Annotated in this window: 27 protein-coding genes; 11 read left to right on the top strand and 16 right to left on the bottom strand. The window is 71.5% G+C overall.

All coding sequences use genetic code 11. The features are described 5' to 3' along the window. On the top strand, positions 1–659 hold a 659-nt coding region (locus MHW47_RS12635; protein ID WP_239222960.1), incomplete at its 5' end, for a TerD family protein. Positions 660–728: 69 nt separating this feature from the next. On the opposite strand, the gene MHW47_RS12630 is transcribed toward MHW47_RS12635, so the two are convergent. The 3 genes from MHW47_RS12630 to MHW47_RS12620 all read right to left on the bottom strand — a co-directional run bounded on the left by MHW47_RS12630 (position 729) and on the right by MHW47_RS12620 (position 4170). After that, a complete protein-coding gene (locus tag MHW47_RS12630; RefSeq protein ID WP_111333103.1) occupies positions 729–959 on the bottom strand; it encodes a hypothetical protein in 231 nt (76 codons plus the stop codon). A gap of 46 nt (positions 960–1005) precedes the next feature. Next, positions 1006–2493 carry an alkaline phosphatase PhoX gene (locus MHW47_RS12625; protein WP_239222958.1) on the bottom strand — a complete coding sequence of 496 codons (1488 nt, stop codon included), beginning with the start codon at positions 2491–2493 and terminating at the stop codon, positions 1006–1008. Positions 2494–2667: 174 nt separating this feature from the next. Then, complete coding sequence (locus tag MHW47_RS12620; RefSeq protein ID WP_239222956.1) at positions 2668–4170, bottom strand: hypothetical protein; 1503 nt, start codon at positions 4168–4170, stop codon at positions 2668–2670. Positions 4171–4463: 293 nt separating this feature from the next. Between MHW47_RS12620 and dapA the strand changes: the two genes are divergently transcribed. After that, positions 4464–5357, top strand: coding sequence for a 4-hydroxy-tetrahydrodipicolinate synthase (gene dapA, locus MHW47_RS12615; protein WP_239222954.1), 894 nt, complete (start codon positions 4464–4466; stop codon positions 5355–5357). On the opposite strand, the gene dapD is transcribed toward dapA, so the two are convergent. The 3 genes from dapD to MHW47_RS12600 are packed head-to-tail and all read right to left on the bottom strand — an operon-like array spanning position 5354 to position 7277. Further along, on the bottom strand, positions 5354–6337 hold the full coding sequence (gene dapD / locus MHW47_RS12610) for a 2,3,4,5-tetrahydropyridine-2,6-dicarboxylate N-succinyltransferase (RefSeq protein WP_239222953.1): 984 nt from the start codon (positions 6335–6337) through the stop codon (positions 5354–5356). The two genes, dapA and dapD, sit on opposite strands and share 4 nt — an antisense overlap. 44 nt (positions 6338–6381) lie before the next feature. Further along, positions 6382–6957 carry a TetR/AcrR family transcriptional regulator gene (locus MHW47_RS12605; protein WP_239222951.1) on the bottom strand — a complete coding sequence of 192 codons (576 nt, stop codon included), beginning with the start codon at positions 6955–6957 and terminating at the stop codon, positions 6382–6384. After that, complete coding sequence (locus MHW47_RS12600) at positions 6957–7277, bottom strand: multidrug efflux SMR transporter (protein WP_239222950.1); 321 nt, start codon at positions 7275–7277, stop codon at positions 6957–6959. Before MHW47_RS12600 ends, MHW47_RS12605 begins: the two co-directional genes overlap by 1 nt. A gap of 206 nt (positions 7278–7483) precedes the next feature. Between MHW47_RS12600 and MHW47_RS12595 the strand changes: the two genes are divergently transcribed. Further along, positions 7484–8503 carry a hypothetical protein gene (locus MHW47_RS12595; protein WP_239222949.1) on the top strand — a complete coding sequence of 340 codons (1020 nt, stop codon included), beginning with the start codon at positions 7484–7486 and terminating at the stop codon, positions 8501–8503. Positions 8504–8593: 90 nt separating this feature from the next. On the opposite strand, the gene MHW47_RS12590 is transcribed toward MHW47_RS12595, so the two are convergent. From MHW47_RS12590 to MHW47_RS12555, 8 genes are all read right to left on the bottom strand, one after another. After that, positions 8594–8932, bottom strand: coding sequence for a metal-sulfur cluster assembly factor (locus MHW47_RS12590; RefSeq protein WP_018104628.1), 339 nt, complete (start codon positions 8930–8932; stop codon positions 8594–8596). Continuing rightward, positions 8929–9384, bottom strand: coding sequence for a Fe-S cluster assembly sulfur transfer protein SufU (gene sufU / locus MHW47_RS12585; RefSeq protein WP_308381602.1), 456 nt, complete (start codon positions 9382–9384; stop codon positions 8929–8931). Before sufU ends, MHW47_RS12590 begins: the two co-directional genes overlap by 4 nt. Before the next feature lie 21 nt (positions 9385–9405). Further along, positions 9406–10662: a cysteine desulfurase gene (locus MHW47_RS12580; RefSeq protein WP_239222946.1), complete on the bottom strand. Its 1257-nt coding sequence runs from the start codon at positions 10660–10662 to the stop codon at positions 9406–9408. Next, the gene (gene sufC, locus MHW47_RS12575; protein ID WP_239222945.1) at positions 10659–11423 is read right to left on the bottom strand and encodes a Fe-S cluster assembly ATPase SufC; all 765 of its coding nucleotides are present in this window, start codon (positions 11421–11423) and stop codon (positions 10659–10661) included. The genes MHW47_RS12580 and sufC overlap by 4 nt, the downstream gene beginning before the upstream one ends. Before the next feature lie 7 nt (positions 11424–11430). After that, positions 11431–11748 (bottom strand): bifunctional 3-phenylpropionate/cinnamic acid dioxygenase ferredoxin subunit, encoded by a 318-nt coding sequence (locus tag MHW47_RS12570; RefSeq protein ID WP_239222943.1) that lies wholly within the window; start codon positions 11746–11748, stop codon positions 11431–11433. Beyond that, complete coding sequence (gene sufD, locus MHW47_RS12565; protein WP_239222941.1) at positions 11748–12929, bottom strand: Fe-S cluster assembly protein SufD; 1182 nt, start codon at positions 12927–12929, stop codon at positions 11748–11750. The genes MHW47_RS12570 and sufD overlap by 1 nt, the downstream gene beginning before the upstream one ends. 91 nt (positions 12930–13020) lie before the next feature. Then, positions 13021–14442, bottom strand: coding sequence for a Fe-S cluster assembly protein SufB (gene sufB, locus MHW47_RS12560; protein WP_239222940.1), 1422 nt, complete (start codon positions 14440–14442; stop codon positions 13021–13023). Continuing rightward, the gene (locus MHW47_RS12555; RefSeq protein WP_239222939.1) at positions 14439–15179 is read right to left on the bottom strand and encodes a metalloregulator ArsR/SmtB family transcription factor; all 741 of its coding nucleotides are present in this window, start codon (positions 15177–15179) and stop codon (positions 14439–14441) included. Before MHW47_RS12555 ends, sufB begins: the two co-directional genes overlap by 4 nt. Before the next feature lie 136 nt (positions 15180–15315). Between MHW47_RS12555 and MHW47_RS12550 the strand changes: the two genes are divergently transcribed. The 3 genes from MHW47_RS12550 (at position 15316) to MHW47_RS12540 (ending at position 18149) form a co-directional block, all read left to right on the top strand. Continuing rightward, a complete protein-coding gene (locus MHW47_RS12550; protein WP_239222938.1) occupies positions 15316–16275 on the top strand; it encodes an ABC transporter ATP-binding protein in 960 nt (319 codons plus the stop codon). Further along, positions 16272–17039, top strand: coding sequence for an ABC transporter permease (locus tag MHW47_RS12545; RefSeq protein ID WP_239222937.1), 768 nt, complete (start codon positions 16272–16274; stop codon positions 17037–17039). The genes MHW47_RS12550 and MHW47_RS12545 overlap by 4 nt, the downstream gene beginning before the upstream one ends. A 96-nt stretch (positions 17040–17135) precedes the next feature. Further along, positions 17136–18149, top strand: a complete 1014-nt coding sequence (locus MHW47_RS12540; protein WP_239222935.1) for a heme A synthase — start codon at positions 17136–17138, stop codon at positions 18147–18149. Between the two features lie 72 nt (positions 18150–18221). Here the strand turns inward: MHW47_RS12540 and MHW47_RS12535 are convergent, their stop codons facing one another. Further along, positions 18222–18578 carry a hypothetical protein gene (locus MHW47_RS12535; RefSeq protein ID WP_239222934.1) on the bottom strand — a complete coding sequence of 119 codons (357 nt, stop codon included), beginning with the start codon at positions 18576–18578 and terminating at the stop codon, positions 18222–18224. Between the two features lie 93 nt (positions 18579–18671). Then, a complete protein-coding gene (locus MHW47_RS12530; RefSeq protein ID WP_239222933.1) occupies positions 18672–19619 on the bottom strand; it encodes a heme o synthase in 948 nt (315 codons plus the stop codon). 477 nt (positions 19620–20096) lie between these two features. On the opposite strand from MHW47_RS12530, the gene tkt reads away from it, so the two are divergent. The 5 genes from tkt to pgl all read left to right on the top strand — a co-directional run. Next, the gene (gene tkt / locus MHW47_RS12525; protein WP_239222931.1) at positions 20097–22199 is read left to right on the top strand and encodes a transketolase; all 2103 of its coding nucleotides are present in this window, start codon (positions 20097–20099) and stop codon (positions 22197–22199) included. A gap of 34 nt (positions 22200–22233) precedes the next feature. After that, positions 22234–23352 (top strand): transaldolase, encoded by a 1119-nt coding sequence (gene tal / locus MHW47_RS12520; RefSeq protein ID WP_239222930.1) that lies wholly within the window; start codon positions 22234–22236, stop codon positions 23350–23352. A 5-nt stretch (positions 23353–23357) separates the two neighbouring features. Continuing rightward, positions 23358–24890, top strand: coding sequence for a glucose-6-phosphate dehydrogenase (gene zwf / locus MHW47_RS12515; protein WP_239222929.1), 1533 nt, complete (start codon positions 23358–23360; stop codon positions 24888–24890). Next, positions 24887–25912, top strand: a complete 1026-nt coding sequence (gene opcA / locus MHW47_RS12510) for a glucose-6-phosphate dehydrogenase assembly protein OpcA (RefSeq protein WP_239222928.1) — start codon at positions 24887–24889, stop codon at positions 25910–25912. The genes zwf and opcA overlap by 4 nt, the downstream gene beginning before the upstream one ends. A gap of 41 nt (positions 25913–25953) precedes the next feature. Continuing rightward, on the top strand, positions 25954–26656 hold a 703-nt coding region (pgl, locus tag MHW47_RS12505), incomplete at its 3' end, for a 6-phosphogluconolactonase (RefSeq protein ID WP_239222961.1).

The raw sequence follows: 26656 nt of genomic DNA, 5'->3' as shown, positions 1-26656 counted from the left end.
GCCTCGCCCCGCCCCCGCCGGCCGCTCCCCCGGCCCCCCCGGCGGCTCCCCCCGCTCCCCCCGCGGCCCCGCCCGCGCCGGGCCGGATCAACCTGGACAAGGGCCGGGTCAGCCTGCGCAAGAACGAGACCGTCTCGCTGGTCAAGGCCGGCCGGCCGCTGCTGTCGCGGGTCAAGATGGGCCTGGGCTGGGAGCCCGCCTACCGGGGCAAGGACATCGACCTGGACGCGTCGGTCATCGCGTACGGCCCGCAGCGCAACCACCTGGACAGCTGCTACTTCGGCAAGCTCTCCATCCTCAACGGCGCGATCAAGCACTCCGGGGACAACCTCACCGGTGAGGGCGAGGGCGACGACGAGGTGATCGTCGTGGATCTGGGCCAGATCCCGGCGGAGGCGACGGGCCTGGTCTTCACGGTCAACTCGTTCACCGGGCAGAAGTTCACCGAGGTGGCCAAGGCCTACTGCCGGCTGGTGGACGCGGCCACCGACGAGGAGCTGGTCCGCTTCGACCTGACCGGGGCCGAACCGCAGACGGGCGTGATGATGGCCAAGCTGATCCGGCAGTTCTCGGGCGAGTGGGAGATGACCGCCATGGGTGACTTCGTGAAGTCGCGGACCGTGCGCGGCATGGTCAAGCCCGCCGCCCAGGCCCTCTAGGCATACGCGCCCTCCAGGCATACGTGAGGGCCGCCCGCGGTGTGGCGGGCGGCCCTCGCGCGAAGCGCCTCAGAGCTTGGTCAGCTTGGAGTACGGGCTCAGGATCCTCCCCTGACGGCCCGCGAAGTCGATGATCACCGCGTCGTTGTCGCCTTCGACGGCGAGGACACGGCCGAGGCCGAACTGGTCGTGCGATACCCGGTCGCCCAGGGCGAATGACTCGACCGGTGGGGCCGCCTGGGCCGGGCGGTTGAAGGGACTGGACGGCAGGTGGCGGCGGGAGCCGGCTGACTGTTTCATTGCTTCGAGTATGCGCCTCGCGGGCTCCCGGCGCCATGCCCTGCCGTCAACGCTTGGGCTGGCGCTTCCACGGACCGGTGATCGCGACCATGATTCCGGGCGTCTGGATGTTGGCGAAGAGCGTCCGGCCGTCGGGCGAGAAGGTGACGCCGGTGAACTCGCTGTACTCCGGTTCCTCCTCGCTGCCGATGTTCAGGTCGTTGCGCGCGATCGGGTAGGTGCGGCCGCTCTCGGTCGCCCCGAAGAGGTGCTGGACGCCGTCGCCGTCCTCGGCGATGACCAGGCCGCCGTACGGCGAGACGGTGATGTTGTCCGGGCCGTCGAACGCGCCGTCCTTCGACGGGTCGGGGTTGACGCCGAGGAGCACCTTCAGGGTCAGCGTGCGGCGCTTCGGGTCGTAGAACCAGACCTGGCCGTCGTGCTGCTCGGGGCTCTCGTCGCGGGCGAAGGAGGAGACGACGTACGCGCCGCCGTCCGCCCACCACATGCCCTCCAGCTTGCGGGCGCGGGTGACGGCACCGTCCGCGAACTGCTTGCGCACCGAGACGGACCGGGCGTCCCGGTCCGGCACGTCCACCCAGTCCACGCCGTACACCGTGCCGGTCTTCGTGGCGCGCGCGAGGTCGTCGACGAACTTGCCGTGCCGGTCGAAGCACTTGAACGCCTGGAGGACCCCGGCGTCGTCGGCGAGGGTGCGCAGCTTGCCGCGGCCGTGCCGGAAGCCGTGCGGCGGAACCCAGCGGTAGAGCAGGCCGTTGGGACCGGAGGCGTCCTCGGTCAGGTAGGCGTGGCCCTGCTTGGGGTCGATGACGACCGCCTCGTGCGCGTACCGGCCGAACGCCTTGATCGGGCGCGGCGAGCGGTTGGCGCGCTTGTCGTACGGGTCCACCTCGAAGACGTAGCCGTGGTCCTTGAGCAGGCCGTTCTTGCCGGCCTTGTCCTCGGTCTCCTCGCAGGTGAGCCAGGTGCCCCACGGGGTGGCGCCGCCCGCGCAGTTGGTGGAGGTGCCGGCGATGCCGACCCACTCGGCGGTGCGGCCGTCGCGGCGCGTCTCGACGACCGTGCAGCCGCCCGCCGCGACCGGGTCGTAGACGAGGCCCTCGGTGAGGGGCACCGGGTGCTCCCAGCCGGCCCGCGTGCCCTTCAGCTCGTGGTTGTTGACCAGCAGCGTCACCCCGCGCGGGCCCTCGAAGGCGGCCGTGCCGTCGTGGTTCGAGGGCGTGTACTCGCCGCTCTCCAGCTTGGTGACGCCGCAGTGGGTGATGACCCGGTACGAGAATCCGGCGGGCAGCGCGAGTATGCCCTTGGGGTCGGGGAGCAGCGGTCCGTAACCCGGTTCGCGGTCGTGGCCGTGCCCGTGCCCGTGTCCGTGGCCGTGGCCGTCGTGACCGTGGCCGTGGCCGTTTCCGTGCTTGGGGTCTTGGGCGGCGAGGGCACCGGGGGCGGTGGCCAGCGCGGCGACGGTTCCGGTGAGGGCGATACCGGCGCCGGTGAGGGCGGACTGTGTGGTGAATTCCCTGCGCGTGAAGGCCATCACGTACTCCTGGTGCTGCGGGGGTGTGCTGTTGACGGGCTCACCGTTCCGTCCGTTCCCCAACATCAGTTGAACCCGCGACGACTTCGGGGCGCACCTTCCGGTGAACATCGAAGCCGGGCAGGCGGCCCGCACCCGGGCCGCCCGCCCGTCGCCCCCGCGCATCACGCCTGGTCAGTCGGTGACACCCGCGCGGGACCTGGCCTTGAAGGCGGCCTTGCGGGCGTCCTTGGCCTGCTTCTTGTCGCTGTGCAGCCGCCCCATCGCCTCCAGGACGTCCGCGGTCGCGGGGTGGTCCACGCGCCAGGCCTCCTCGAAGAAGCCGCTGTGCTGCCCGGACAGGCCCTCGACCAGGGCCTGGAGTTCGTCGAGGTCGCCGTCGGCCTCCAGCTGGGCGGCGATCGTGTCGACGGCGAGCCAGAAGATCATCGCCTCGGAGGGGGCCGGTACGTCCTCCGCGCCCCGCTCGGCGAGCCACACGCGGGCGAGGCCGCCCAGCTCCGGGTCGCCCAGGACGTCGCGCACGGCGGGTTCGGCCTCGGCGCCGACCAGGGCGAGCGCCTGCTGGCAGTGGAGCCGGCGCAGCGGGGCCAGCGGGTCGGCGCCCCGGGCGGCGTCCAGCAGTTCGGCGGCGGCGCCCTCCGTCCCCCGGCGGTCGAGCCACCCCTGGATCTCGGCGCGGGCGGCGGCCTCCGGGTAGTGGGCGATGCCGCCGAGGAGCACGTCGGCGCCCTTGTCCGCCAGGTCGCCGACGGCCGGGGCGTCCACTCCGGCCTCCAGCATCCGGGCGCGGATGCCGTAGAGGCCGAGCGGGGTCAGCCGGACCATGCCGTAGCGGGTGACGTCCTCCTCGTCGGCGGGGGGCGCGGTCTCGTCGCCCTCCTCCACGAGGAGCGCCTCGTCCACCGGGTGGTACTCCACGATGCCGATGGGTTCGAGCACCCGGAACTGGTCGTCCAGGCGCATCATCGCGTCCGAGACCTGCTCCAGGACGTCGTCGGTGGGCTCGCCCATGTCGTCGGGGACGATCATCGACGCGGCGAGCGCGGGCAGCGGCACGGGCGCGCCGTCCGCCCCCTCGCCCACGGTGAGCAGGTAGAGGTTGCCGAGGACGCCGTCCAGGAACTCCGTCTCGGCCTCCGCGTCCCAGTCGAGCGCGTCGAAGTCGATCGAGCCGTCCTCGCCGACGAGGTCCGCGAAGTCGTCGAAGACGGGCGCGGTGGCGTCGGCGTACGCGGCCTCCAGCCCGTCCAGCCAGATCGCCAGCACGTCCGCGGGCGAACCGCCGGTCAGCAGCGCGAGGTTCTCGCCGGCCGTGACGGTGCCCAGGGCGTCCTCGCCGCCGGTCTCCTCGTCGTCCTCGGCGTAGCCGTCGTCCGGGTCACCGGTCTCGGTGGCCGGGTCCTCGATGTCGACGAGGCCGGTGTCGACGGCGAGCCGCCACGCCTCGCTGGCCTCCGCCGCGCCGTCCTCGTCCGGGGTGAGGCCCAGGTGGGCGGCGGCGGCCGGCAGCTGGGCCTCGGCCAGTTCACCGCCGGCCCCGACCCTGGTGTCCGGTCCGGCCCAGCGGGCGAGCCGGGCGGCGCGGGCGAGCAGCGGCGCGGCAAGCGCGTCCCGTGCCAGCTCGGCCTCGGTGTGCAGCCGGACCGGCGGCAGGGTCGGGCGCTCTGCGGACATCAGGGGGTCTCCTCGGAACGTACGGAAGGGGGGCCGCCGGGCGGCTCGGGACGTGTGACGCCGGGCCCAGGCCCGGGAACCGGACCTGCCCGCCCGGCGCCGGCGGCACGGCGGGCGGGACATCCGGGACCTAAGCCTAGACGCATTTCGCCGCGCGCCGACCGGAATGCGGGCAAGGCCCCCGGCGCTTCGGCCGGGCCGTGCGGACACCCACCCACTCTTGAGCACTGCTACACCGTCAGCGGGAGCAAATCTAAGTGGACCTTCACGGTGGGCGGGTCGAGACTGCCGGTATGACGCCTTCCGCACCCTCGCGCCCGCGCCCCTTCGGCCGCGCCCTCTGCGCCATGATCACGCCGTTCACCGCCGACGGCGCCCTCGACAGGGAGGCGGCGGCCGCGCACGCCGCCCAGCTGGTCGCGGGCGGCTGCGACGGGCTGGTGCTCAGCGGCACGACCGGCGAGTCCCCGACCACCTCCGACGCGGAGAAGGCGGAGCTGCTGCGCGCGGTGCGGGAGGCGGTCGGGCCGGACGTGCCGCTGGTGGCGGGCGTCGGCACCGCGGACACCCGGCACACCCTGGAGCTGGCGCGCCAGGCCGAACGGGCGGGCGCCGACGGGCTCCTGGTGGTGACGCCGTACTACAGCCGGCCCCCGCAGGCGGCCGTCGAGGCGCATTTCCGCCAGGTCGCCGACGCGGCGGGGCTGCCGCTGATGCTGTACGACATCCCCGGCCGCACCGGCACCCGGATCGAGCCGGAGACGCTGCTGCGGCTGGCGGAGCACCCGCGCGTGGTGGCGGTGAAGGACTGTTCGCGGGACCTGCTCGCGGCGACGCGGGTGATCGCGGCGGGCGGGCTCGCCCACTACTCGGGCTGCGAGGAGCTGAACCTGCCGCTGTACGCGCTGGGCGGGGCGGGCTACGTCAGCACGGTCGCCAATGTGGTGCCGGACCGGCTGCGGGCCGTGCTGGACGCCTTCGACGCCGGGGACACCGCGGAGGCGGCCCGGCTGAACGGGCGGCTGGCGGCGCTGACCGCGCTGATGATGGAGTCCGGGCTGCCGGGCACGGTGACCGCGAAGGCGCTGCTGGCGGCGGGTCCGGTGCGCGAACCGCTGCAGCCCGCCGGGCGCGAGGCGTCCGACGGGCTGCGTGCGGCGTACCGGGAACTGCTGGCCGCTGCTTAGTCGTTGCTGTGCAGGACGTCGTTGAGGCCGTCCCAGACCGCGTTGTTCGGGCGGGCCTCGACGGTGCCGGTGACCGAGTTGCGGCGGAAAAGGATGTTCGAGGCGCCGGAGAGGTCGCGGGCCTTGACCACCTGGCCGTCCGGCATGGTGACCCGGGTGCCGGCGGTGACGTACAGACCGGCCTCCACGACGCACTCGTCGCCGAGCGCGATGCCGACCCCGGCCTCCGCGCCGACCAGGCAGCGCTCGCCGATGACGATGCGCTCCTTGCCGCCGCCGGAGAGCATGCCCATGGTGGAGGCGCCGCCGCCGATGTCCGAGCCGTCGCCGATGACGACGCCGGCCGAGATGCGGCCCTCGACCATGGAGGTGCCGAGCGTGCCGGCGTTGAAGTTGACGAAGCCCTCGTGCATGACGGTGGTGCCGGAGGCGAGGTGCGCGCCGAGGCGGACCCGGTCGGCGTCCGCGATGCGCACGCCCTTGGGGGCCACGTAGTCCGTCATCCGGGGGAACTTGTCGACGGAGGTCACCTGGAGGTGCAGTCCGTCGGCGCGGGCGTTGAGCCGGACCTTCTCCAGGTCGTCCACGGCGACCGGGCCGAGCGAGGTCCAGGCGACATTGGCGAGGTGGCCGAAGATGCCGTCCAGGTTCTGGCCGTGCGGCCGGACCAGGCGGTGCGAGAGCAGGTGCAGGCGCAGGTAGACGTCGTGGGCGTCGAGCGGCTTGTCGTCGAGCGAGGCGATGACCGTGCGGACGGCGACGACCTCGACCCCGCGGCGGGCGTCCACGCCGATGGCCTTGGCGGCGCCCTCGCCGAGCAGGTTGACGGCCCGGTCGGGGTCGAGCCGCTCGGTTCCGGCGGGGCCCGGCTCGGCGGTCAGCTCGGGCGCGGGGAACCAGGTGTCGAGGACGGTGCCGTCGCCGGCGACGGTGGCGAGGCCGGCGGCGACGGCGCCGGTGGTGGAAGTCGTGTCGGTCATGGTCAGAAACCTAACCGGACCGCCCCCGCCCGGGCGAACCGGTCTCACCGTCCGGGCGGGGCGCCACCCGTCCGCGCCGCCCCCCGGTCCGCGACCCGGCCCAGCATCTCGCGGGCGTACGCCTCGTCGTACTCACCGCCGGTCAGCAGCACCTGGAGGCAGATGCCGTCCATCAGGGCGACCAGGGCGCGCGCGGTCCGCGGGCCGGTGCGCGGCTGGAGCAGGGCGGCGGTGGCGTCGGTCCACTCGGCGGCGACCGGGCGCAGGGCGGGGCGGCGCAGGGCGGCGAGGTACAGCTCGTACTCCAGCTCCGCCCGGCCGCGCCCGGCGGCGAAGAACTGCCCGAGCAGCCGGGCGAGTTCGGCCGCGAGGTCGGCGGCCGGGTCCGCGAGGGCGGTGCTCGCGCGCAGGACGGCGGCGAAGTTCTCGTTGGTCCGGCGCAGGGCGGCGACCAGCAGTTCGTCCAGCGAGGCGAAGTGGTACGTCGTCGAGCCGAGCGGCACATCGGCCTCGGCGGCGACGGAGCGGTGGCTCAGCCCGGCGATGCCCCGCTCGCCGACCACCCGGATCGCCGCGTCGATGATCCGGGAGCGCCGCTCGGGGTCGTACCGCCGTGCCATCAGTGCGCCCCGCCCAGGTTGAGTACGACGACACCGGCGATGACCAGCAGGACACCGGCCAGTTTGGCCGCACTGGCGGTCTCGCCCAGGAAGACCATGCCGATGACGGCCACGGCGGCGGTGCCGGCGCCCGCCCAGATCGCGTAGGCCGTGCCCACGGAGAGCGTCTTCAGGGTCCGGGCCAGCAGGGAGAAGGCGAGCAGATAGCCGGCGACGGTGATCAGCGAGGGCCACAGGCGGGTGAACCCCTCGCTGTACTTCATGGCGGTGGTCCCCGCCACCTCCGCCGCGATGGCCGCGGCGAGCAGTCCGTATCCCATGTGTACAAGTGTACGCAACGGCTGTCCGCGCACGGCCTCGATCGCCGGAATCCGGGGGCGATACCGTGGTTCGTCCAGTACATGGCGGACGAACCGACGGAGCGGCAGTGACGCAGGACGCAGGGTGGGGCGGCGGGGCCTACGGAGGCGCGCCGTACGGGGGACCTCAGGACCCGTCCGGGTGGGGTGGCTGGGGCGGTGGCTGGATGGCGCCCAAGCCGGGGGTGATACCCCTGGGGCCGTTGCGGCTCGGGGACATATTCAACGGCGCGTTCGCGACTCTGGGGCGCTACGGCAAGCAGCTCTTCGCGGTGGGGGCGGCGCTCTACGGCGGGGCGCTGGTCTTGGTGCTCGCGGCGGCGGCCGTGGCGTACTCGGCCGTCTCGGACCATCTGGACCGGCTGTTCGAGCTGACCGAGTACGAGGACCCCTCCTCCCGGGACCTGGTCCCGGTGTTCGTCGCGTTCGGCGTGGTGGCGCTGCTCGGGTTCCTGTCGGTGGTGATCGCCTCGGCCGTGGTCTACGCGGCGGTGCCCGCGGTCCTCCAGGAGGCGGTGCTGGGCCGGCCGACGACGTTCTCGGCGATCTGGCGGCGCGCGTGGGCCCGGATGCCCGCGGTGCTGGGCGCGATCCTGCTGACGGGGCTGATCGCCATGGCGCCGTCGGTCCTCGCCATGGCCGCGCTCATGGCCGGCATCTTCAGCGCGGTCGCCACGGACGGCGACGGGGCGTGGGTGACGCTGATCGTCATCGGCGCGGTCTGCTTCCTCGCCCTCGTCCCGCTGACCCTCTGGCTCTGGGTGAAGTTCTCGCTCGCCCCCTCGGCGGCCGTCTTCGAGAACCAGGGCCCAGTGGCCGCGCTCCGCCGTTCGGCCACGCTGACGCGCGGGGACTGGTGGCGCGTCTGCGGCATGACGCTGCTGGCGGGCGTGCTGGCCGCCGTGGCGAGCTACCTCATCCAGCTGCCGTTCAACTTCCTGGGCATGTTCACCAGCTCGCTGGGCACGGCCGGCCTCGACGAGAACCCGAACCCGGCCTCGATCCTCGCCGTGCTGGGCGGCTACGTGGTGCTCGCGGCGATCGGCCAGCTGGTGAGCCAGCTGATCGTCGCGGTCTTCCCGCCGCTGGTGTCCGGCCTGCTGTACGTGGACCGGCGCATCCGCACCGAGAACCTGGCCCCGGTACTCGCCCAGGCGGCCGCCGTACCGCCCCAGTTCACCGCGTAGCGGCGGGCGCGCCGGGTCGGTGGGCGCGGAAACGCCGAACGGCCCCCGGCAGCTCGTGCCGGGGGCCGTTTCGGGCGGGTACGCGGACGCTCAGACGTTGAAGCCCAGCGCGCGCAGCTGTTCGCGGCCGTCGTCCGTGATCTTGTCCGGGCCCCACGGGGGCATCCAGACCCAGTTGATCCGCAGTTCGTTGACGATGCCGTCCGTCGCGGACTTCGCCTGGTCCTCGATGACGTCGGTCAGCGGACAGGCCGCGGACGTCAGGGTCATGTCGAGGGTGGCGATGTTGGCGTCGTCGATGTGGATGCCGTAGATCAGCCCCAGGTTGACGACATCGATCCCCAGCTCCGGGTCGACCACGTCGTACAGCGCTTCGCGGACCTCCTCCTCGGAGGCCGGCTTGGTCGTCACGGTCTCGTTGTCGCTCATGCGGTCTTCCCTTCGGACAGCGCCTGCGCCGTCGCGTCCTTCCACGCCATCCAGCTCAGCAGCGCGCACTTGACCCGCGCCGGGTACTTGGAGACGCCGGCGAACGCGACCGCGTCCTCCAGCACCTCCTCCATCGCGTCGTCGGGCTCCAGCTGTCCCTTCGACTGCATCAGCTCCAGGAACGCCTCCTGGACCTTCCGCGCCTCGGACAGCTCCTTGCCGACCAGCAGCTCGTTCAGCACGGAGGCGCTGGCCTGGCTGATGGAGCAGCCCTGGCCCTCGTAGCTCACGTCGGCGATGGTCTCGCCGTCGTACCGTACCCGCAGAGTGATCTCGTCACCGCACGTCGGATTGACGTGGTGCACCTCGGCGTCGCCGTCCCGCAGGCCGCGCCCGTGGGGGTGCTTGTAGTGGTCCAGGATCACTTCCTGGTACATGGAATCCAGCTTCACGAGTTCAATCCCCAGCCGCGTCTAGGCGAAAAAGTTCCGGACGTGTTCCAGGCCGTCCACCAGGGCGTCCACCTCGGCGGGCGTGGAGTACAGATAGAACGACGCTCGCGTCGTCGCAGGAATTCCGTACCGCAGGCAGACCGGGCGGGCGCAGTGGTGGCCGACCCGGACCGCGATGCCCTGTTCGTCCAGCACCTGGCCCACGTCGTGGGGGTGGATGTCGCCGAGGGTGAAGGAGATCGTCGCGCCCCGGTCCTCCGCGGTGGCGGGGCCGATGATCCGCAGGTCCGGCACCTCCAGCAGGCGCTTCACCGCGTACTCGGTGATGACCTGCTCATGGCGGTGGATGTTCTCCATGCCGATCGCCGAGAGGTAGTCCACGGCCGCGCCGAGGCCGACGGCCTGGGCGATCGGGGGCGTACCGGCCTCGAACTTGTGCGGCGCGGGGGCGTAGGTGGACGAGTGCATCGAGACGGTCTCGATCATCTCGCCGCCGCCCAGGAACGGCGGCAGGTCCTCCAGGAGTTCCTGCCGTCCCCAGAGCACGCCGATGCCGGTCGGGCCGACCATCTTGTGGCCGGTGAAGGCCACGAAGTCGGCCTGGAGCGCCTGGACGTCCACCACCATGTGCGGGGCCGCCTGGGAGGCGTCCACGCAGACGAGGGCACCGACCTCCTGGGCACGCCGGACGATCTTCTCGACCGGGTTGTGGGTGCCCATGATGTTCGACACCAGCGTGAAGGTGACGATCTTCGTCTTCTCGGTGATGACCTCGTCGATGTTCGACAGGTCGAGCCGGCCGTCGTCGGTGATGCCGAACCACTTCAGCTTCGCGCCCGTGCGCTGCGAGAGCAGCTGCCAGGGCACGATGTTGGAGTGGTGCTCCATCTCCGTGGTGACGATCTCGGTCTCGTGGTCCACCCGGTAGGGCTCGTCGGCCCAGCCGAGCATGTTGGCCACGAGGTTCAGCGACTCCGAGGCGTTCTTGGTGAAGATCACCTCATCGCGGCTGGGCGCGTTGATGAAGGCGGCGACCTTGTCACGGGCGCCCTCGTACAGCGCCGTGGCCTCCTCCGCGATCGTGTACACGCCCCGGTGCACATTGGCGTTGTGCTGTTCGTAGTACTGGTTGAGGGCGTCGAGAACCTGGCGCGGCTTCTGGGAGGTCGCGGCACTGTCCAGGTAGACGATCTTCTTCCCGTCGTGGACCGTGCGGTCCAGCAGGGGGAAGTCCTTGCGGATCGCCTCGGTGTCGAGGAGGCCCGGCAGATATGTCACGCGGCTGCGCCACCCTTCACGTACGCCTCGTAGCCCTCGTTCTCCAGCTTGTCGGCCAGCTCGGCGCCACCGGACTCGGCGATCCGTCCGTTGGCGAACACGTGCACGAAGTCGGGCTTGATGTACCGGAGGATCCGGGTGTAGTGGGTGATCAGCAGGGTGCCGACCTCGCCGGTCCCGCGGACCCGGTTGACGCCCTCGGAGACGATGCGCAGGGCGTCGACGTCCAGGCCGGAGTCGGTCTCGTCGAGGATGGCGACCTTCGGCTTGAGGAGCTCCAGCTGGAGGATCTCGTGGCGCTTCTTCTCACCGCCGGAGAAGCCCTCGTTGACGTTGCGCTCGGCGAAGGCCGGGTCCATCTGCAGCTGGCCCATCGCCTCCTTGACCTCCTTCACCCAGGTGCGCAGCTTGGGCGCCTCGCCGCGGACGGCGGTGGCGGAGGTGCGCAGGAAGTTGGAGACCGAGACGCCGGGGATCTCGACCGGGTACTGCATGGCGAGGAACAGGCCGGCGCGGGCCCGCTCGTCCACGGACATCTCCAGGACGTCCTCGCCGTCCAGGGTCACCGTGCCGCTGGTGACGGTGTACTTGGGGTGACCGGCCAGCGAGTAGGCGAGGGTGGACTTGCCGGACCCGTTGGGGCCCATGATGGCGTGGGTCTCGCCCTGCTTCACGGTCAGGTCGACGCCCTTGAGGATCTCCTTCGTGGCGTTGTCGGCCTCGACGGTGACGTGCAGGTCGCGGATTTCAAGCGTTGCCATGGGTGACTCAGGACTCCTGGGTGACGGAGACGAGCACATCGTCCCCTTCGATCTTGACGGGGTATACGGGGACGGGGCGCGTCGCGGGAAGGCCGGACGGCTTGCCGGTGCGCAGGTCGAAGCTCGATCCGTGCAGCCAGCACTCGATCATGCAGTCCTCGACCTCGCCCTCGGACAGCGAGACGTTCGCGTGCGAGCAGATGTCGTTGATCGCGAACACCTCGCCCTCGGTGCGGACGACGGAGACCGGCGTGCCGTCGAGTTCCACCCGCTTGGGGGTGTCGTCCTCCAGCTCGCTCAGCGCACACGCTCTGACGAAGGCCATCAGACCGCTGCCTCCAGTTCGGCCTCGATCTTGTCGAGGAGCCGGGCCTCGACGTCCGGCAGCCCGATCTGCTGGACCAGTTCGGCGAAGAAGCCGCGCACGACGAGGCGGCGGGCCTCCTCGGCGGGGATGCCGCGCGACTGGAGGTAGAACAGCTGCTCGTCGTCGAAGCGGCCGGTCGCGGAGGCGTGGCCGGCGCCGACGATCTCGCCGGTCTCGATCTCCAGGTTGGGCACCGAGTCGACGCGCGCGCCGTCCGTGAGGACCAGGTTGCGGTTCATCTCGTAGGTGTCGGTGCCCTCGGCCGCGGCCTGGATGAGCACGTCGCCGATCCACACCGCGTGCGCGTCGTCGCCCTGGAGCGCGCCCTTGTAGGCCACGTTGGACTTGCAGTGCGGGGTGTTGTGGTCGACGAGGAGGCGGTGCTCCTGGTGCTGGCCCTCGTCGGTGAAGTACAGGCCGAACAGCTCGGCCTCGCCGCCGGTGCCCGCGTACGCGATCCGGGGGTGCAGCCGGACGACGTCGCCGCCGAAGGTGACGACGACCGACTTGAACGTGGCGTCCCGGCCGACCAGCGCGTTGTGCTGGGCGACGTGGACGGCGCGCTCGTCCCAGTCCTGCACGGAGACGACGGTCAGCTTGGCGCCGTCGCCCAGGACGTAGTCGACGTTGGCGGCGAGCACCGCGTCGCCGGTGTGGTCGATGACGACGACGGCCTCGGCGAAGGCGCCCAGCTCCACGACCTGGTGGCCGTAGGCGACGCCGCCCTCGCCGTGCACGGCGATCCGGATCGGCTCGGTGAGCACGGCCTCCTTGGGGACCGTGACGACATGGGCCTGCTCGAAGGACGAGTACGCCTGGGCGGCCACCCGGTCCACCGGCTTGCCGGCCCTGCCCAGCCGGGCGTCGTCGCGGCCGACGGTCTCGACCGTGACGCCCGCGGGGGCCTCGATCGCGACCTTGACACCGCTGCCGGTGGCGGCGGCGGTGCCGTCGTGCAGCCCGCGCAGCCGCTCCAGCGGGGTGAACCGCCACTCCTCCTCGCGGCCGTGCGGGACGGGGAAGTCCGCTACGTCGTAGGACGGGGGCGCGCTCATGCGCGTCGCGACGGTCGACTCCGCGGCCACCGCGATGGAACCGGCGGTGGTGGACCCCGCGGGGATGTTCTGAGCCTCAGCCATGGCTGTCGTAGTGCTCGCTTTCTCGGTCGGACAGGTGTCAGGGGGTTCGGGGCCGGCCCTCGCGGGCCGGCCTCGGCGGCACTGGGCGGTGCTAGCCGACCGAGCCCTCCATCTGCAGCTCGATCAGCCGGTTGAGCTCCAGGGCGTACTCCATCGGGAGCTCCTTGGCGATCGGCTCGACGAAGCCGCGCACGATCATCGCCATGGCCTCGAACTCCGTCATGCCGCGGCTCATCAGGTAGAACAGCTGGTCCTCGGAGACCTTGGAGACGGTCGCCTCGTGGCCCATCGACACGTCGTCCTCACGGACGTCCACGTACGGGTACGTGTCGGAGCGGGAGATCGTGTCCACCAGCAGCGCGTCGCACAGGACGTTGGACTTCGCGCCCGGCGCGCCCTCGCCGATCTCGATCAGGCCGCGGTACGAGGTGCGGCCGCCGCCCCGCGCCACCGACTTGGAGACGATGTTGGACGAGGTGTTCGGGGCCATGTGGACCATCTTGGCGCCGGCGTCCTGGTGCTGGCCCTCGCCCGCGAAGGCGATGGACAGGGTCTCGCCCTTGGCGTGCTCGCCCATCAGGTAGACGGCCGGGTACTTCATGGTGACCTTGGAGCCGATGTTGCCGTCGACCCACTCCATGGTCGCGCCCTCGTAGGCCACGGCGCGCTTGGTCACCAGGTTGTAGACGTTGTTCGACCAGTTCTGGATCGTCGTGTAGCGGCAGCGGCCGCCCTTCTTCACGATGATCTCGACGACCGCGGAGTGCAGCGAGTCGGAGGAGTAGATGGGCGCCGTGCAGCCCTCGACGTAGTGGACGTAGGCGTCCTCGTCGACGATGATCAGCGTCCGCTCGAACTGGCCCATGTTCTCCGTGTTGATGCGGAAGTAGGCCTGGAGCGGGATGTCCACGTGGACGCCCTTGGGCACGTAGATGAACGAGCCGCCGGACCACACGGCCGTGTTCAGCGAGGCGAACTTGTTGTCGCCGACCGGGATGACGGTGCCGAAGTACTCCTTGAAGAGTTCCTCGTGCTCCTTCAGCGCGGTGTCGGTGTCGACGAAGATGACGCCCTGCTCCTCCAGGTCCTCGCGGATCTGGTGGTAGACGACCTCGGACTCGTACTGCGCGGCGACACCGGCGACCAGGCGCTGCTTCTCCGCCTCCGGGATGCCGAGCTTGTCGTAGGTGTTCTTGATGTCCTCGGGCAGGTCGTCCCAGGAGGCCGCCTGCTTCTCCGTGGACCGCACGAAGTACTTGATGTTGTCGAAGTCGATGCCCGACAGGTCCGAGCCCCAGTTGGGCATCGGCTTCTTGTCGAAGAGGCGCAGGCCCTTGAGCCGCAGCTTCAGCATCCACTCGGGCTCGTTCTTCTTCTCCGAGATGTCGCGGACGACTGCCTCGGAGAGGCCGCGCTTGGCCGCCGCGCCTGCCTCGTCGGAGTCGGCCCAGCCGAATTCGTACGTGCCCAGGCCCTCGAGCTCAGGGTGGGCAGTCTCCGTAGGGAGCGTCATGCGGGGTTCCTCCCGGCCGTGCTTGCAGATGCTGAATCGGTGGTCTGTGGGGTGGGGTGTCCGCTGCGCGGAATGTACGTCGTGCACACCCCGTCGCCGTGGGCGATGGTGGCCAGACGCTGCACATGGGTTCCCAGGAGGCTGGAGAAGATCTCCGTCTCCGCCTCGCACAGCTGCGGGTACTGCTCGGCGACGTGGGCGACCGGGCAGTGGTGCTGGCACAGCTGCTCGCCCTGCTGCGGGCCCGGCGCGCTTCGCGCCGTAGCAGCGTACCCGTCGGCGGACAGCGCCTTGGCCAACGCCTCCGTGCGCGCCTCGGGGTCCGCGGCCTCGATCGCCTCCCGGTAGGCCGCCGACTGCGCGGCGGTCCGGGCCCGGGCGAACGCCATGACGGCCTCGTCGCCCGCGGTCTCGGCGATCCAGCGCAGGGCGTCCGCGGCGAGCGCGTCGTAGGACTGGTCGAAGGCGTCCCGGCCGCAGTCGGTGAGGGCGAACACCTTGGCCGGGCGGCCGCGCGTCCGCGCCCCGTACACCCGCTTCTCGCGGGCCTCGACGACGCCGTCGCAGGCGAGGGCGTCGAGATGGCGGCGGACCGCCGCCTGGGTGAGGCCCAGGCGCTTCGCCAGCTCCGCGACCGTGGAGGGGCCGTGGTCCAGGATGGAGCGCGCCACCCGGTTGCGCGTCGAGCGCTCACCGGTGGCGAGTTCCTCCTGAGGAGCCTCGTCCACGTATTTCACAACGCCATTGTTGCGTAATTCCTCCGGCCCTGACAACCACGGTCCGAAACGATCAACGGTGCTTTCCATCACTTAGGGTTACCTAATCAAGCCCCGCGGCCGGGGCGCGGGCGCGGGCTGCCTAGACTCATTCGCCATGAGCAGCGAGCCCGCCCCACCCCCCTCGGGGCCCTTCTCCGGCCCGGCCGTCCGGATCAGCGGCCTGGTGAAGCGGTACGGCGACAAGACCGCGGTGGACGGCCTCGACCTGGAGATCCCGGCCGGCACGGTCACCGCCGTGCTCGGCCCCAACGGCGCCGGCAAGACCACCACCGTCGAGACCTGCGAGGGCTACCGCCGCCCCGACGGCGGGACGGTCCGGGTGCTGGGCCTCGACCCCGTCGCCGACGCCGCGCGGCTGCGCCCCCGGATCGGCGTGATGCTCCAGTCCGGCGGGATCTACTCCGGCGCCCGCGCCGACGAGATGCTCCGGCACATGGCGAAGCTGCACGCCCACCCGCTCGACGTGGACGCCCTGATCGAGCGCCTCGGCCTCGGCTCCTGCGGCCGCACCGCCTACCGCAGGCTCTCCGGCGGCCAGCAGCAGCGCCTCGCCCTGGCCATGGCCGTCGTCGGCCGGCCCGAACTGGTCTTCCTGGACGAGCCGACCGCCGGGCTCGACCCGCAGGCCCGCCGCTCCACCTGGGACCTCGTCCGGGAACTGCGCGCCGACGGGGTGACCACCGTGCTCACCACCCACTTCATGGACGAGGCGGAGGAACTCGCCGACGAGGTCGCCGTCATCGACGCCGGCCGGATCGTCGCCCACGGCAGCCCCGAGGCCCTGTGCCGGGGCGGCGCCGAGAACACGCTGCGCTTCACCGGCCGCCCCGGGCTCGACATCGGCTCGCTGCTCAAGGCCCTGCCGGACGGCACCGAGGTCGCCGAGCCGTCCGCAGGCACCTACCGCGTCACCGGCGCCGTCGACCCGCAGCTGCTCGCCACCGTCACCTCCTGGTGCGCGCAGCACGGCGTGATGCCCTCCGGCATCGCCGTGGAGCGCCAGACCCTGGAGGACGTCTTCCTCGAACTGACCGGCAAGGAGCTGCGCGCATGAGCGCCGGTACGTACACCCCCCGGCCGGGCGCGGCCCCGCTGCGCCGCATGATCGCCGCGCAGACCGCGCTGGAGACGCGGATGCTGCTGCGCAACGGCGAGCAGCTGCTGCTGACCGTGGTCATCCCGACCCTGCTGCTGGTGCTCTTCAGCGCGGTGGACATCGTGGACACCGGGGCGGGCGAGCCGGTCGACTTCCTGACGCCCGGCGTGCTGGCCCTGGCCGTGATGTCCACGGCCTTCACCGGGCAGGCCATCGCCACCGGCTTCGAGCGCCGCTACGGGGTGCTCAAGCGGCTCGGCGCCTCGCCGCTGCCCCGCTGGTCGCTGATGACCGCGAAGACCCTGGCGGTGCTCGTCACCGAGGTCCTCCAGGTGGTGCTGCTCACGGTGATCGCCTTCGCGCTGGGCTGGTCGCCGCACGGCAACCCGTTCGCCGTGCTGCTGCTCCTGGTGCTGGGCACGGCCGCCTTCTCGGGACTCGGGCTGCTGATGGCCGGGACGCTGCGGGCGGAGGCCACCCTCGCCGCCGCCAACCTGGTCTTCCTGCTGCTCCTGGTGGGCGGCGGGGTGATCGTGCCGCTGGAGAAGTTCCCGGAGGCGGTGCAGTCGGTGCTCGGGCTGCTGCCGATCGCCGCCCTCTCGGACGGGCTGCGCGACGTCCTCCAGCACGGTGCCGCGATGCCCTGGGGCGACCTGGGCGTCCTCGCGGTCTGGGCGGTGCTCGGACTCGGCGCGGCGGCCCGGTTCTTCCGCTGGGAGTGAGCCCCCGACCGCGCTCCGTCGCCGTTTCGCGTCGATCGTCCCCCTCTGACCGGCATGGCGCCCCCTCGTGAAAGCTTGCACAAGCGGCGTCCTACGATGGTGCGCGTGCCCAAGCTGACCCGAGCCGAAGTCGCTCAAGCCCTGCGCAACCCGCTGCCGTACATCGCCGAGCGCTGGACGCCCCGGCCGCAAACGGTGAGCCGTGCGGCCATGTCGGCGGTCGTGATGTCCGTCGTGCTCGTCGTGACCGGCGGTGCCGTCCGGCTGACCGGCTCCGGCCTCGGCTGCCCGACCTGGCCCAAGTGCACCGACGAGAGCCTGACCTCGACGCACGAGATGGGCCTGCACGGCGTCATCGAGTTCGGCAACCGCATGCTCACCTACGTGCTGTGCGCGGCGGTGGCCTGGGCGATCATCGCGGCCCGCTCCGCGAAGCCCTGGCGCCGCAGCCTCACCCGGCTCGGCTGGCTCCAGTTCTGGGTCGTGATGGGCAACGCGATCCTCGGCGGCATCGTGGTCCTCGTCGGCCTCAACCCGTACACCGTGGCCGCGCACTTCCTGCTGACCACCGCGCTGCTCACGGTGGCGCTGGTGACCTGGCAGCGGGTCCGCGAGGGCGACGAGGCGCCGCGCCCGCTGGTCGGCAAGGCGGTCGCCCAGCTGGCCTGGCTGCTGGCCGTGGCGGCGGGGCTGCTGATCGCCGTGGGCACGGTGGTCACGGGCGCCGGGCGGCACGCGGGCGACTCCAGCGACGTGCCCCGCATCCCGGTCGACTGGAAGATGGTCGCCCAGCTGCACGCCGACCTGGCGTGGGTCGTGGTGGCCCTGACCGTGGCGCTCTGGTTCGTCCTGAAGGCGGTGGACGCGCCGGTGGGACCGCGCCGCCGGACCCGTGACCTGTTCCTCATCGTGATGGCGCAGGGGGTCGTGGGCTATGTGCAGTACTTCACCGACGTGCCGGAGATCCTGGTCGGGGTGCACATGCTCGGCTCGTGCCTGGTGTGGATCGGGGTCGTCCGCGTACTGCTGTCGCTGCGGGAGCGGCCGGTGACCGCGGTACGGGTGCCGGAACCGGCGGACGAGCGTCCGGAGCCCGCCGCGGCCGGCTGACGCCGCGTACACGCAGGGACGGAGGGCCCGGGGCGGTTGCCCCGGGCCCTCCGTCCCTACGCGTGTACGGGCTCAGCCCTTGTTGGACGGGCCGCCGACCTGGATGCCGGCCATCCGGGTCCACTCGTACGGGCCGGTGTGGACCTTCGCCGCGAACTCGCCGTCGAAGGACTCGTGCAGTGTGATCCCGGACTTGCGGGCCGCGCTCTCTGCGACCGCGTACGAGGGGGCGACCAGATCGCCCCAGCCGCCGTCCTCGCCCACCAGGACGATGCGGGCGCCCTTCTGCCCGAGGTAGGCGACCTGGCCCTCGGCGCCGCCGTGGGCCTTCGCGAAGGCGCCGATCTGCTTGGCCAGCCGGGCCGCCCTGCGCTCCGCGCGCGCCGCCTGCTTGCCGTCCACCTGCTGGGTCTCAGCCGTCTCTGCCATGCACAGGATGCTACCGATGGGTAGATCAACTGGCGACGGGCGGGGAGCGTGGCCTCCGCCACGCTCCCCGCCCGTCGGACGGAACAGGGGGTGCTACCGCAGGAAGGGGTCCACCGCGACCGCGACGAACAGCAGCGACACGTAGGTGATCGACCAGTGGAACAGCCGCATCTCCTTGAGCTTGGCGCCCGTCACCCCGGCCTTGGCCCTGCCGTGCAGCGCGTGCGCCTCCCAGAGCCAGAAGCCGCCGCTGAGCAGCGCCACGGCGGTGTAGAACCAGCCGGTGTAGCCCAGCGGGGTGAGCAGCAGCGAGACGGCGACCATCACCCAGCTGTACGCGACGATCTGGCGCGCGACCACCCGGTTGGACGCGATGACCGGCAGCATCGGGACGCCGACGCGCGCGTAGTCGTCCTTGACCTTCATGGAGAGCGGCCAGTAGTGCGGCGGCGTCCAGAAGAAGATGACGGCGAAGAGGATGACCGCGGCCCAGGACATCTCGTTGGTCACGGCCGACCAGCCGATGAGGACCGGCATGCAGCCCGCGATGCCGCCCCAGACGATGTTCTGCGCGGTGCGGCGCTTCAGCAGCATCGTGTAGATCACGACGTAGAAGAGCAGCGCGCCCAGCGACAGGGCCGCCGACAGCCAGTTGACGAGCAACCCGAACCAGACCGTCGAGACCACCCCGAGGGTGATGCCGAAGACCAGGCACTCGCGCGGGCTCACCATGCCGGTGACCAGCGGGCGCTGCGACGTGCGGTCCATCAGCGCGTCGATGTCCCGGTCGATGTACATGTTCAGCGCGTTGGCACCGCCGGCGGACAGGTAGCCGCCGATGGTGGTGGCGAGCACGAGCCACAGATCGGGCACACCCTGGGCGGCGAGGAACATCACCGGCACGGTGGTGATCAGCAACAGCTCGATGATCCGAGGCTTGGTCAGCGCCACGAATGCCTTGACACGGGCTCCGAGCGGGCGTTGGCCCCCCGGACTCGGAGTCAAGGCGACCCCTGCGGGTCGGGACTCGACGGCCGTCACGCACACCCCTGACAGAGAAATCCCAGCAAGCTCCGGGCCGTGAGGGCCCGGTAAAGACTTGCGCGAACCCGACCACTGTAGACGTTGGGGACAGGCCGCCCTTCGCGGGGGTGGGGTCGTGTTGATGTGGCGCGGACGGCCGCCGCGGCCCGGCCCCGCAACGGCTCGCGCACCGGCCTCGCGACGGCTCGTGCGTACGAGTGACGCACGGATGTGGCAGGGGTGGCGCGGCGCGTTCGCGGGGGTGCCCGCAACCGGGCTCGGGGGCGCTCGTCGGAGCGCCCGGAAGTGCCTCGTCGCGCTCATCGGAGAAGCCCATCGGTGAGCCCTTCCGCTCATACGGGAGGCGGATTCCGCGGGGTGCCCGCACCCTGGTAGGAGCCGGAAATCACGGGTACCGGCGGGGGTAGGCTCGACCACATCCGGTGCGGTCACAGTCACCGGCCCACAACAGTTGGAGAGGAGCCCTGACTCAGGGTGAGCACCAAGCCGACCACCACAGACCTCCAGTGGACCGAATGGGACCAGCGGGCCGTGGACACCGTCCGCGTCCTGGCGGCGGACGCCGTACAGAAAGTCGGAAACGGGCACCCGGGTACGGCCATGAGCCTGGCTCCCGCCGCGTACACCATCTTCCAGAAGGTGATGCGGCACGACCCCGCCGACGCGGAGTGGACCGGCCGCGACCGGTTCGTGCTCTCGGCCGGGCACAGCAGCCTGACCCTCTACATCCAGCTCTACCTGGCCGGCTACGGCCTGGAGCTGGACGACCTCAAGGCGTTCCGCACCTGGGGTTCCAAGACTCCGGGGCACCCGGAGTACGGCCACACCACCGGTGTGGAGACGACGACCGGCCCGCTGGGCCAGGGCGTCGCCAACGCGGTCGGCATGGCCATGGCCGCCCGCTACGAGCGCGGACTGTTCGACCCGGAGGCGGCCCCCGGCACCTCCCCGTTCGACCACATGGTGTGGGTCGTCGCCGGTGACGGCTGCCTCCAGGAGGGCATCTCCGCCGAGGCGTCCTCGCTGGCCGGGCACCAGAAGCTGGGCAACCTGGTCCTGCTGTGGGACGACAACCACATCTCCATCGAGGGCGACACGGAGACCGCGGTCTCCGAGGACACCGTCAAGCGCTACGAGGCGTACGGCTGGCACGTCCAGCGCGTCGACCAGCTGCCCAACGGCGACCTGGACCCGAAGGGCCTGTACGAGGCGCTGATGGCCGCCAAGGCGGAGACGGAGCGTCCGTCGTTCATCGCGGCCCGCTCGATCATCGCCTGGCCCGCCCCGCACGCCCAGAACACCGAGGCGTCCCACGGCTCGGCCCTCGGCGACGACGAGGTCGCCGCGACCAAGAAGGTGCTCGGCTTCGACCCGGAGAAGACCTTCGAGGTCTCCGACGAGGTCATCGCCCACACCCGCCGTGCCCTGGACCGCGGCCGCGAGGCCAAGGCCGAGTGGCAGAAGGGCTTCGACGCCTGGCGCGCCGCCAACCCGGAGCGTGCCGCCGAGTTCGACCGCATCGCCGCGGGCGAGCTGCCCAAGGGCTGGGAGGACAGCCTGCCGGTCTTCGAGACGGGCAAGGCGGTCGCCACCCGTGCCGCGTCCGGCAAGGTGCTCCAGGCGCTCGGCGGCATCGTCCCCGAGCTGTGGGGCGGCTCCGCCGACCTGGCCGGTTCGAACAACACCACGATCGACAAGACGTCGTCGTTCCTGCCGGCGGGCAACCCCCTGCCGGAGGCCGACCCGTACGGGCGCACGATCCACTTCGGCATCCGCGAGCACGCCATGGCCGCCGCCATGAACGGCATCGCGCTGCACGGCAACACGCGGATCTACGGCGGCACCTTCCTGGTGTTCTCCGACTACATGCGCAACGCCGTGCGGCTGTCCGCGCTGATGCACCTGCCGGTCACCTACGTGTGGACCCACGACTCGATCGGCCTCGGCGAGGACGGCCCCACCCACCAGCCCGTGGAGCACCTGGCCTCGCTGCGCGCCATCCCGGGCCTGAACATCGTGCGCCCGGCCGACGCCAACGAGACGGCGATCGCCTGGCGCGAGATCCTGCGCCGCTACACCAAGGTGTTCGGCGAGGGCACCCCGCACGGTCTGGCGCTGACCCGTCAGGGCGTGCCGACGTACGAGGCGAACGAGAACGCGGCCAAGGGCGGCTACGTGCTGTTCGACGCCGAGACGGCCGACGGCGCGAGCGCCGAGCCGCAGGTCGTGCTGATCGGCACGGGCTCCGAGGTCCAGCTCGCCGTGGAGGCGCGCGAGGAGCTCCAGGCGGCCGGAATTCCCACCCGTGTGGTGTCGATGCCGTGTGTCGAGTGGTTCGAGGAGCAGGACCAGGGTTACAAGGACAGCGTCCTGCCGCCGTCGGTCCGCGCCCGCGTGGCCGTCGAGGCGGGCATCGGTCTGACCTGGTACCGCTACGTCGGGGACGCCGGCCGGATCGTCTCGCTGGAGCACTTCGGCGCCTCGGCGGACGCCAAGGTCCTGTTCCGCGAGTTCGGCTTCACCGGTGAGAACGTCGCCGCGGTCGCCCGGGAATCCCTCGCCGCCGCCCAGCGCTGACGCCTTTATACGACTAGTAGGAGATGCAACTCTCATGACAGACGCACTCAAGCGCCTCTCCGACGAGGGCGTGGCGATCTGGCTCGACGACCTCTCGCGCAAGCGGATCACGTCGGGCAACCTCGCGGAGCTGATCGACCAGAGCCACGTCGTGGGTGTCACGACGAACCCGTCGATCTTCCAGAAGGCCATCTCGCAGGGCGACGGCTACGACCAGCAGCTCGCCGACCTCGCCGCCCGCGGAGTGACGGTCGAGGAGGCGATCCGCATGATCACCACCGCGGACGTCCGCGACGCGGCCGACATCCTGCGTCCGGTCTTCGACGCGACGGAGGGCCAGGACGGCCGGGTCTCCATCGAGGTCGACCCGCGCCTGGCGCACAACACGGCGGCCACGGTCGCCGAGGCCAAGCAGCTGGCCTGGCTGGTGGACCGGCCGAACACGCTCATCAAGATCCCGGCCACCAAGGCGGGCCTGCCGGCCATCACCGAGACGATCGGCCGGGGCATCAGCGTGAACGTGACGCTGATCTTCTCGCTGGAGCGCTACCGCGCGGTCATGGACGCCTACCTGGCGGGTCTGGAGAAGGCGAAGGCCGCGGGCCTGGACCTCTCCAAGATCCACTCGGTGGCGTCGTTCTTCGTGTCCCGCGTGGACACCGAGATCGACAAGCGCCTGGACGCCGTCGGCTCCGACGAGGCGAAGGCCGCGAAGGGCAAGTCCGCCCTGGCCAACGCGCGTCTCGCCTACGAGGCGTACGAGGAGGTGTTCGCGGGTGAGCGCTGGGCCGCGCTGGACAAGGCGCACGCCAACAAGCAGCGCCCGCTGTGGGCCTCGACCGGCGTGAAGGACCCGGCCCTCAAGGACACCCTGTACGTCGTCGACCTCGTCGCGCCGAACACGGTCAACACCATGCCGGAGGCGACTCTGGACGCGGTGGCCGACCACGGCGAGATCACCGGCAACACCGTCGCCGGTTCGTACGACCAGGCCCGTGCCGACCTGGACGCCATCAAGAAGCTCGGCGTCGACTACGACGACGTCGTCCAGCTCCTCGAGGACGAGGGCGTCGAGAAGTTCGAGGCGGCCTGGAACGACCTGCTGAACTCGACCGAGGCGGAGCTCAAGCGCCTCGCCCCCTCGGAGGGCTGACCACTTTGTCTGGTGTTCCCGGAGCCAACCCGCTCCGTGACGCCCAGGACCGACGGCTCCCGCGCATCGCGGGGCCGTCGGGCCTGGTCATCTTTGGCGTCACGGGCGATTTGTCCCGTAAAAAGCTGATGCCCGCCGTCTACGACCTGGCCAACCGCGGCCTGCTGCCGCCGGGCTTCTCGCTCATCGGCTTCGCGCGCCGCGACTGGGAGGACGAGGACTTCGCCCAGGTCGTGCACGACGCCGTCAAGGAGCATGCCCGTACGCCCTTCCGCGAGGAGGTCTGGCAGCAGCTCAGCCAGGGCATGCGCTTCGTCCAGGGCAACTTCGACGACGACGTGGCGTTCGAGACGCTGCGCGCCACGATCGAGGAGCTGGACAAGGCGCAGGGGACGGGCGGCAACTTCGCCTTCTACCTCTCCGTGCCGCCCAAGTTCTTCCCCAAGGTCGTCCAGCAGCTCAAGAAGCACGGGCTGGCCGACCAGAAGGAGGGCAGCTGGCGCCGCGCGGTCATCGAGAAGCCGTTCGGGCACGACCTGAAGAGCGCGCAGGAGCTCAACCAGATCGTGCACGACGTCTTCCCGCCGAACGAGGTCTTCCGGATCGACCACTACCTCGGCAAGGAGACCGTCCAGAACATCCTGGCGCTGCGGTTCGCCAACACCATGTTCGAGCCCATCTGGAACCGCAGCTACGTCGACCACGTGCAGATCACGATGGCCGAGGACATCGGGATCGGCGGCCGGGCCGGCTACTACGACGGCATCGGCGCCGCCCGCGACGTCATCCAGAACCACCTGCTCCAGCTCCTCGCGCTCACCGCGATGGAGGAGCCCGGTTCCTTCCACCCCAAGGCCCTGGTCGCCGAGAAGCTCAAGGTGCTCACGGCCGTGGAGCTGCCCGAGGACCTGGGCAAGCACACCGTGCGCGGCCAGTACACGCACGCCTGGCAGGGCGGCGAGGAGGCCGTCGGCTATCTGGAGGAGGACGGGATCGACCCCAAGTCGAAGACCGACACCTTCGCCGCGATCAAGCTGACGATCAACAACCGCCGCTGGGCGGGCGTCCCGTTCTACCTGCGCACCGGCAAACGGCTGGGCCGCCGGGTCACGGAGATCGCGGTCGTCTTCAAGCGCGCCCCGTACCTGCCGTTCGAGTCCGGCGCCACCGAGGAGCTGGGCGGCAACGCCCTGGTCATCCGGGTGCAGCCGGACGAGGGCGTCACCGTGCGGTTCGGCTCCAAGGTGCCGGGCACCTCGATGGAGGTCCGGGACGTCACGATGGACTTCGCGTACGGCGAGTCCTTCACGGAGTCCAGCCCGGAGGCGTACGAGCGGCTCATCCTGGACGTCCTGCTCGGCGACGCCAACCTGTTCCCGCGCCACCAGGAGGTCGAGCTCTCCTGGAACATCCTCGACCCGATCGAGGAGTACTGGGACAAGCACGGCAAGCCCGCCCAGTACCCGGCCGGCACCTGGGGTCCGGCCGAGGCGGACGAGATGCTCGCACGCGACGGACGGAGCTGGCGCCGGCCATGAAGATCGATCTCACGGAAACCACGTCCAGCAAGATCAACCAGGCGCTCATCTCGGCCCGGCGCGCGGTCGGTGCCCCGGCGATCGGGATGGTGCTCACCCTCGTCGTCGTCACCGACGAGGAGAACGCGTACGACGCGCTGAAGGCGGCGAGCGACTCCTCGCGGGAGCACCCCTCGCGGATCATCGCCGTCATCAAGCGGCTCAGCCGTTCGCCGCGCACCCGCCGCGACGCCCGGCTGGACGCCGAGATCCGGGTCGGTTCCGACTCCGGCTCCGGCGAGACCGTGGTGCTGCGGCTCCACGGCGAGCTGGCCAACCACGCCCAGTCCGTCGTCCTGCCGCTGCTGCTGCCGGACGCCCCGGTGGTGGTGTGGTGGCCGCAGGACTCCCCGGCCGACCCGGCGAAGGACGCGCTCGGCGCGCTGGCCCAGCGCCGGATCACCGACACCTACTCGGCGGAGCACCCGCTGGAGGAGCTGGGGGTGCGCGCACGGTCCTACCAGCCCGGTGACACGGACCTGGCCTGGACGCGCATCACACCGTGGCGCTCCATGCTGGCCGCGGCGCTCGACCAGCAGCCGGCCGAGGTCGTCTCCGCCACGGTCGAGGGCGAGTCGGACAACCCGAGCTGCGAGCTGCTGGCCATGTGGCTCGCGGACCGGCTGGGCGTCCCGGTGCGGCGCGTCGTCTCGGGCGGCCCCGGTCTGACGGCCGTCCGGATGGAGACGAAGAACGGCGACATCGTCCTGGACCGGGCCGACGGCTCGCTGGCCACGCTCTGCATGGTGGGCCAGCCGGACCGCGCGGTGGCGCTCAAGCGCCGTGAGACGGCGGAGCTGCTCGCGGAGGAGCTGCGCCGCCTGGACCCGGACAACATCTACGAGTCGACGGTGAAGTTCGGCGTGGACCGGCTGGAGCAGACGGGGTCGGGCGCCCCGGCGAAGGCCCCCGAGAAGGCCGCGTCCGAGGCCCCCGCGGCCGCGAAGAAGGCGGCTCCGGCGAAGAAGGCGGCCGCCAAGTGACCGGAGTCCCGCAGCTCGTCGTGCACCGCGACAAGGAGCTGATGGCGCAGGCCGCGGCGGCCCGGCTGATCACCCGGATCGTCGACGCCCAGGCCGCGCGGGGCACCGCCTCGGTGGTGCTCACCGGCGGGCGCAACGGCAACGGCCTGCTGGCCGCGCTCGCCGCCGCGCCCGCCCGGGACGCGATCGACTGGTCGCGGCTGGACCTGTGGTGGGGCGACGAGCGGTTCCTGCCGGAGGGCGACCCGGAGCGCAATGTCACGCAGGCCCGCGAGGCCCTGCTGGACGCCGTGCCCCTGGACCCCTCACGGGTGCACGTGATGCCGGCGTCGGACGGCCCGTACGGTCCGGACGCCGACGCCGCGGCCGCCGGGTACGCGGCGGAGCTGGCCGCGGCCGCCGCGCCCCAGGACCACGGCCCCGTGCCGGAGTTCGACGTGCTGATGCTGGGCGTCGGCCCGGACACGCACGTCGCCTCGCTCTTCCCGGAGCTGCCCGCGGTACGGGAGACCGAGCGCACCGTCGTCGGGGTGCACGGCGCGCCCAAACCGCCACCGGTCCGCGTCTCGCTGACGCTGCCCGCGATCCGGTCGGCGCGCGAGGTGTGGCTGCTGGCCGCCGGTGAGGACAAGGCGGAGGCGGTGGCCATCGCCCTGTCCGGGGCCGGTGAGATCCAGGCCCCGGCGGCCGGTGCCTACGGCCGGGGCCGCACGCTGTGGCTGCTGGACGCGGCGGCGGCCTCCC

The sequence above is a fragment of the Streptomyces sp. OfavH-34-F genome (genome assembly GCF_022347745.1).
GTDB lineage: Bacteria > Actinomycetota > Actinomycetes > Streptomycetales > Streptomycetaceae > Streptomyces.
This window is presented reverse-complemented; position numbering and strand designations above follow the sequence as displayed.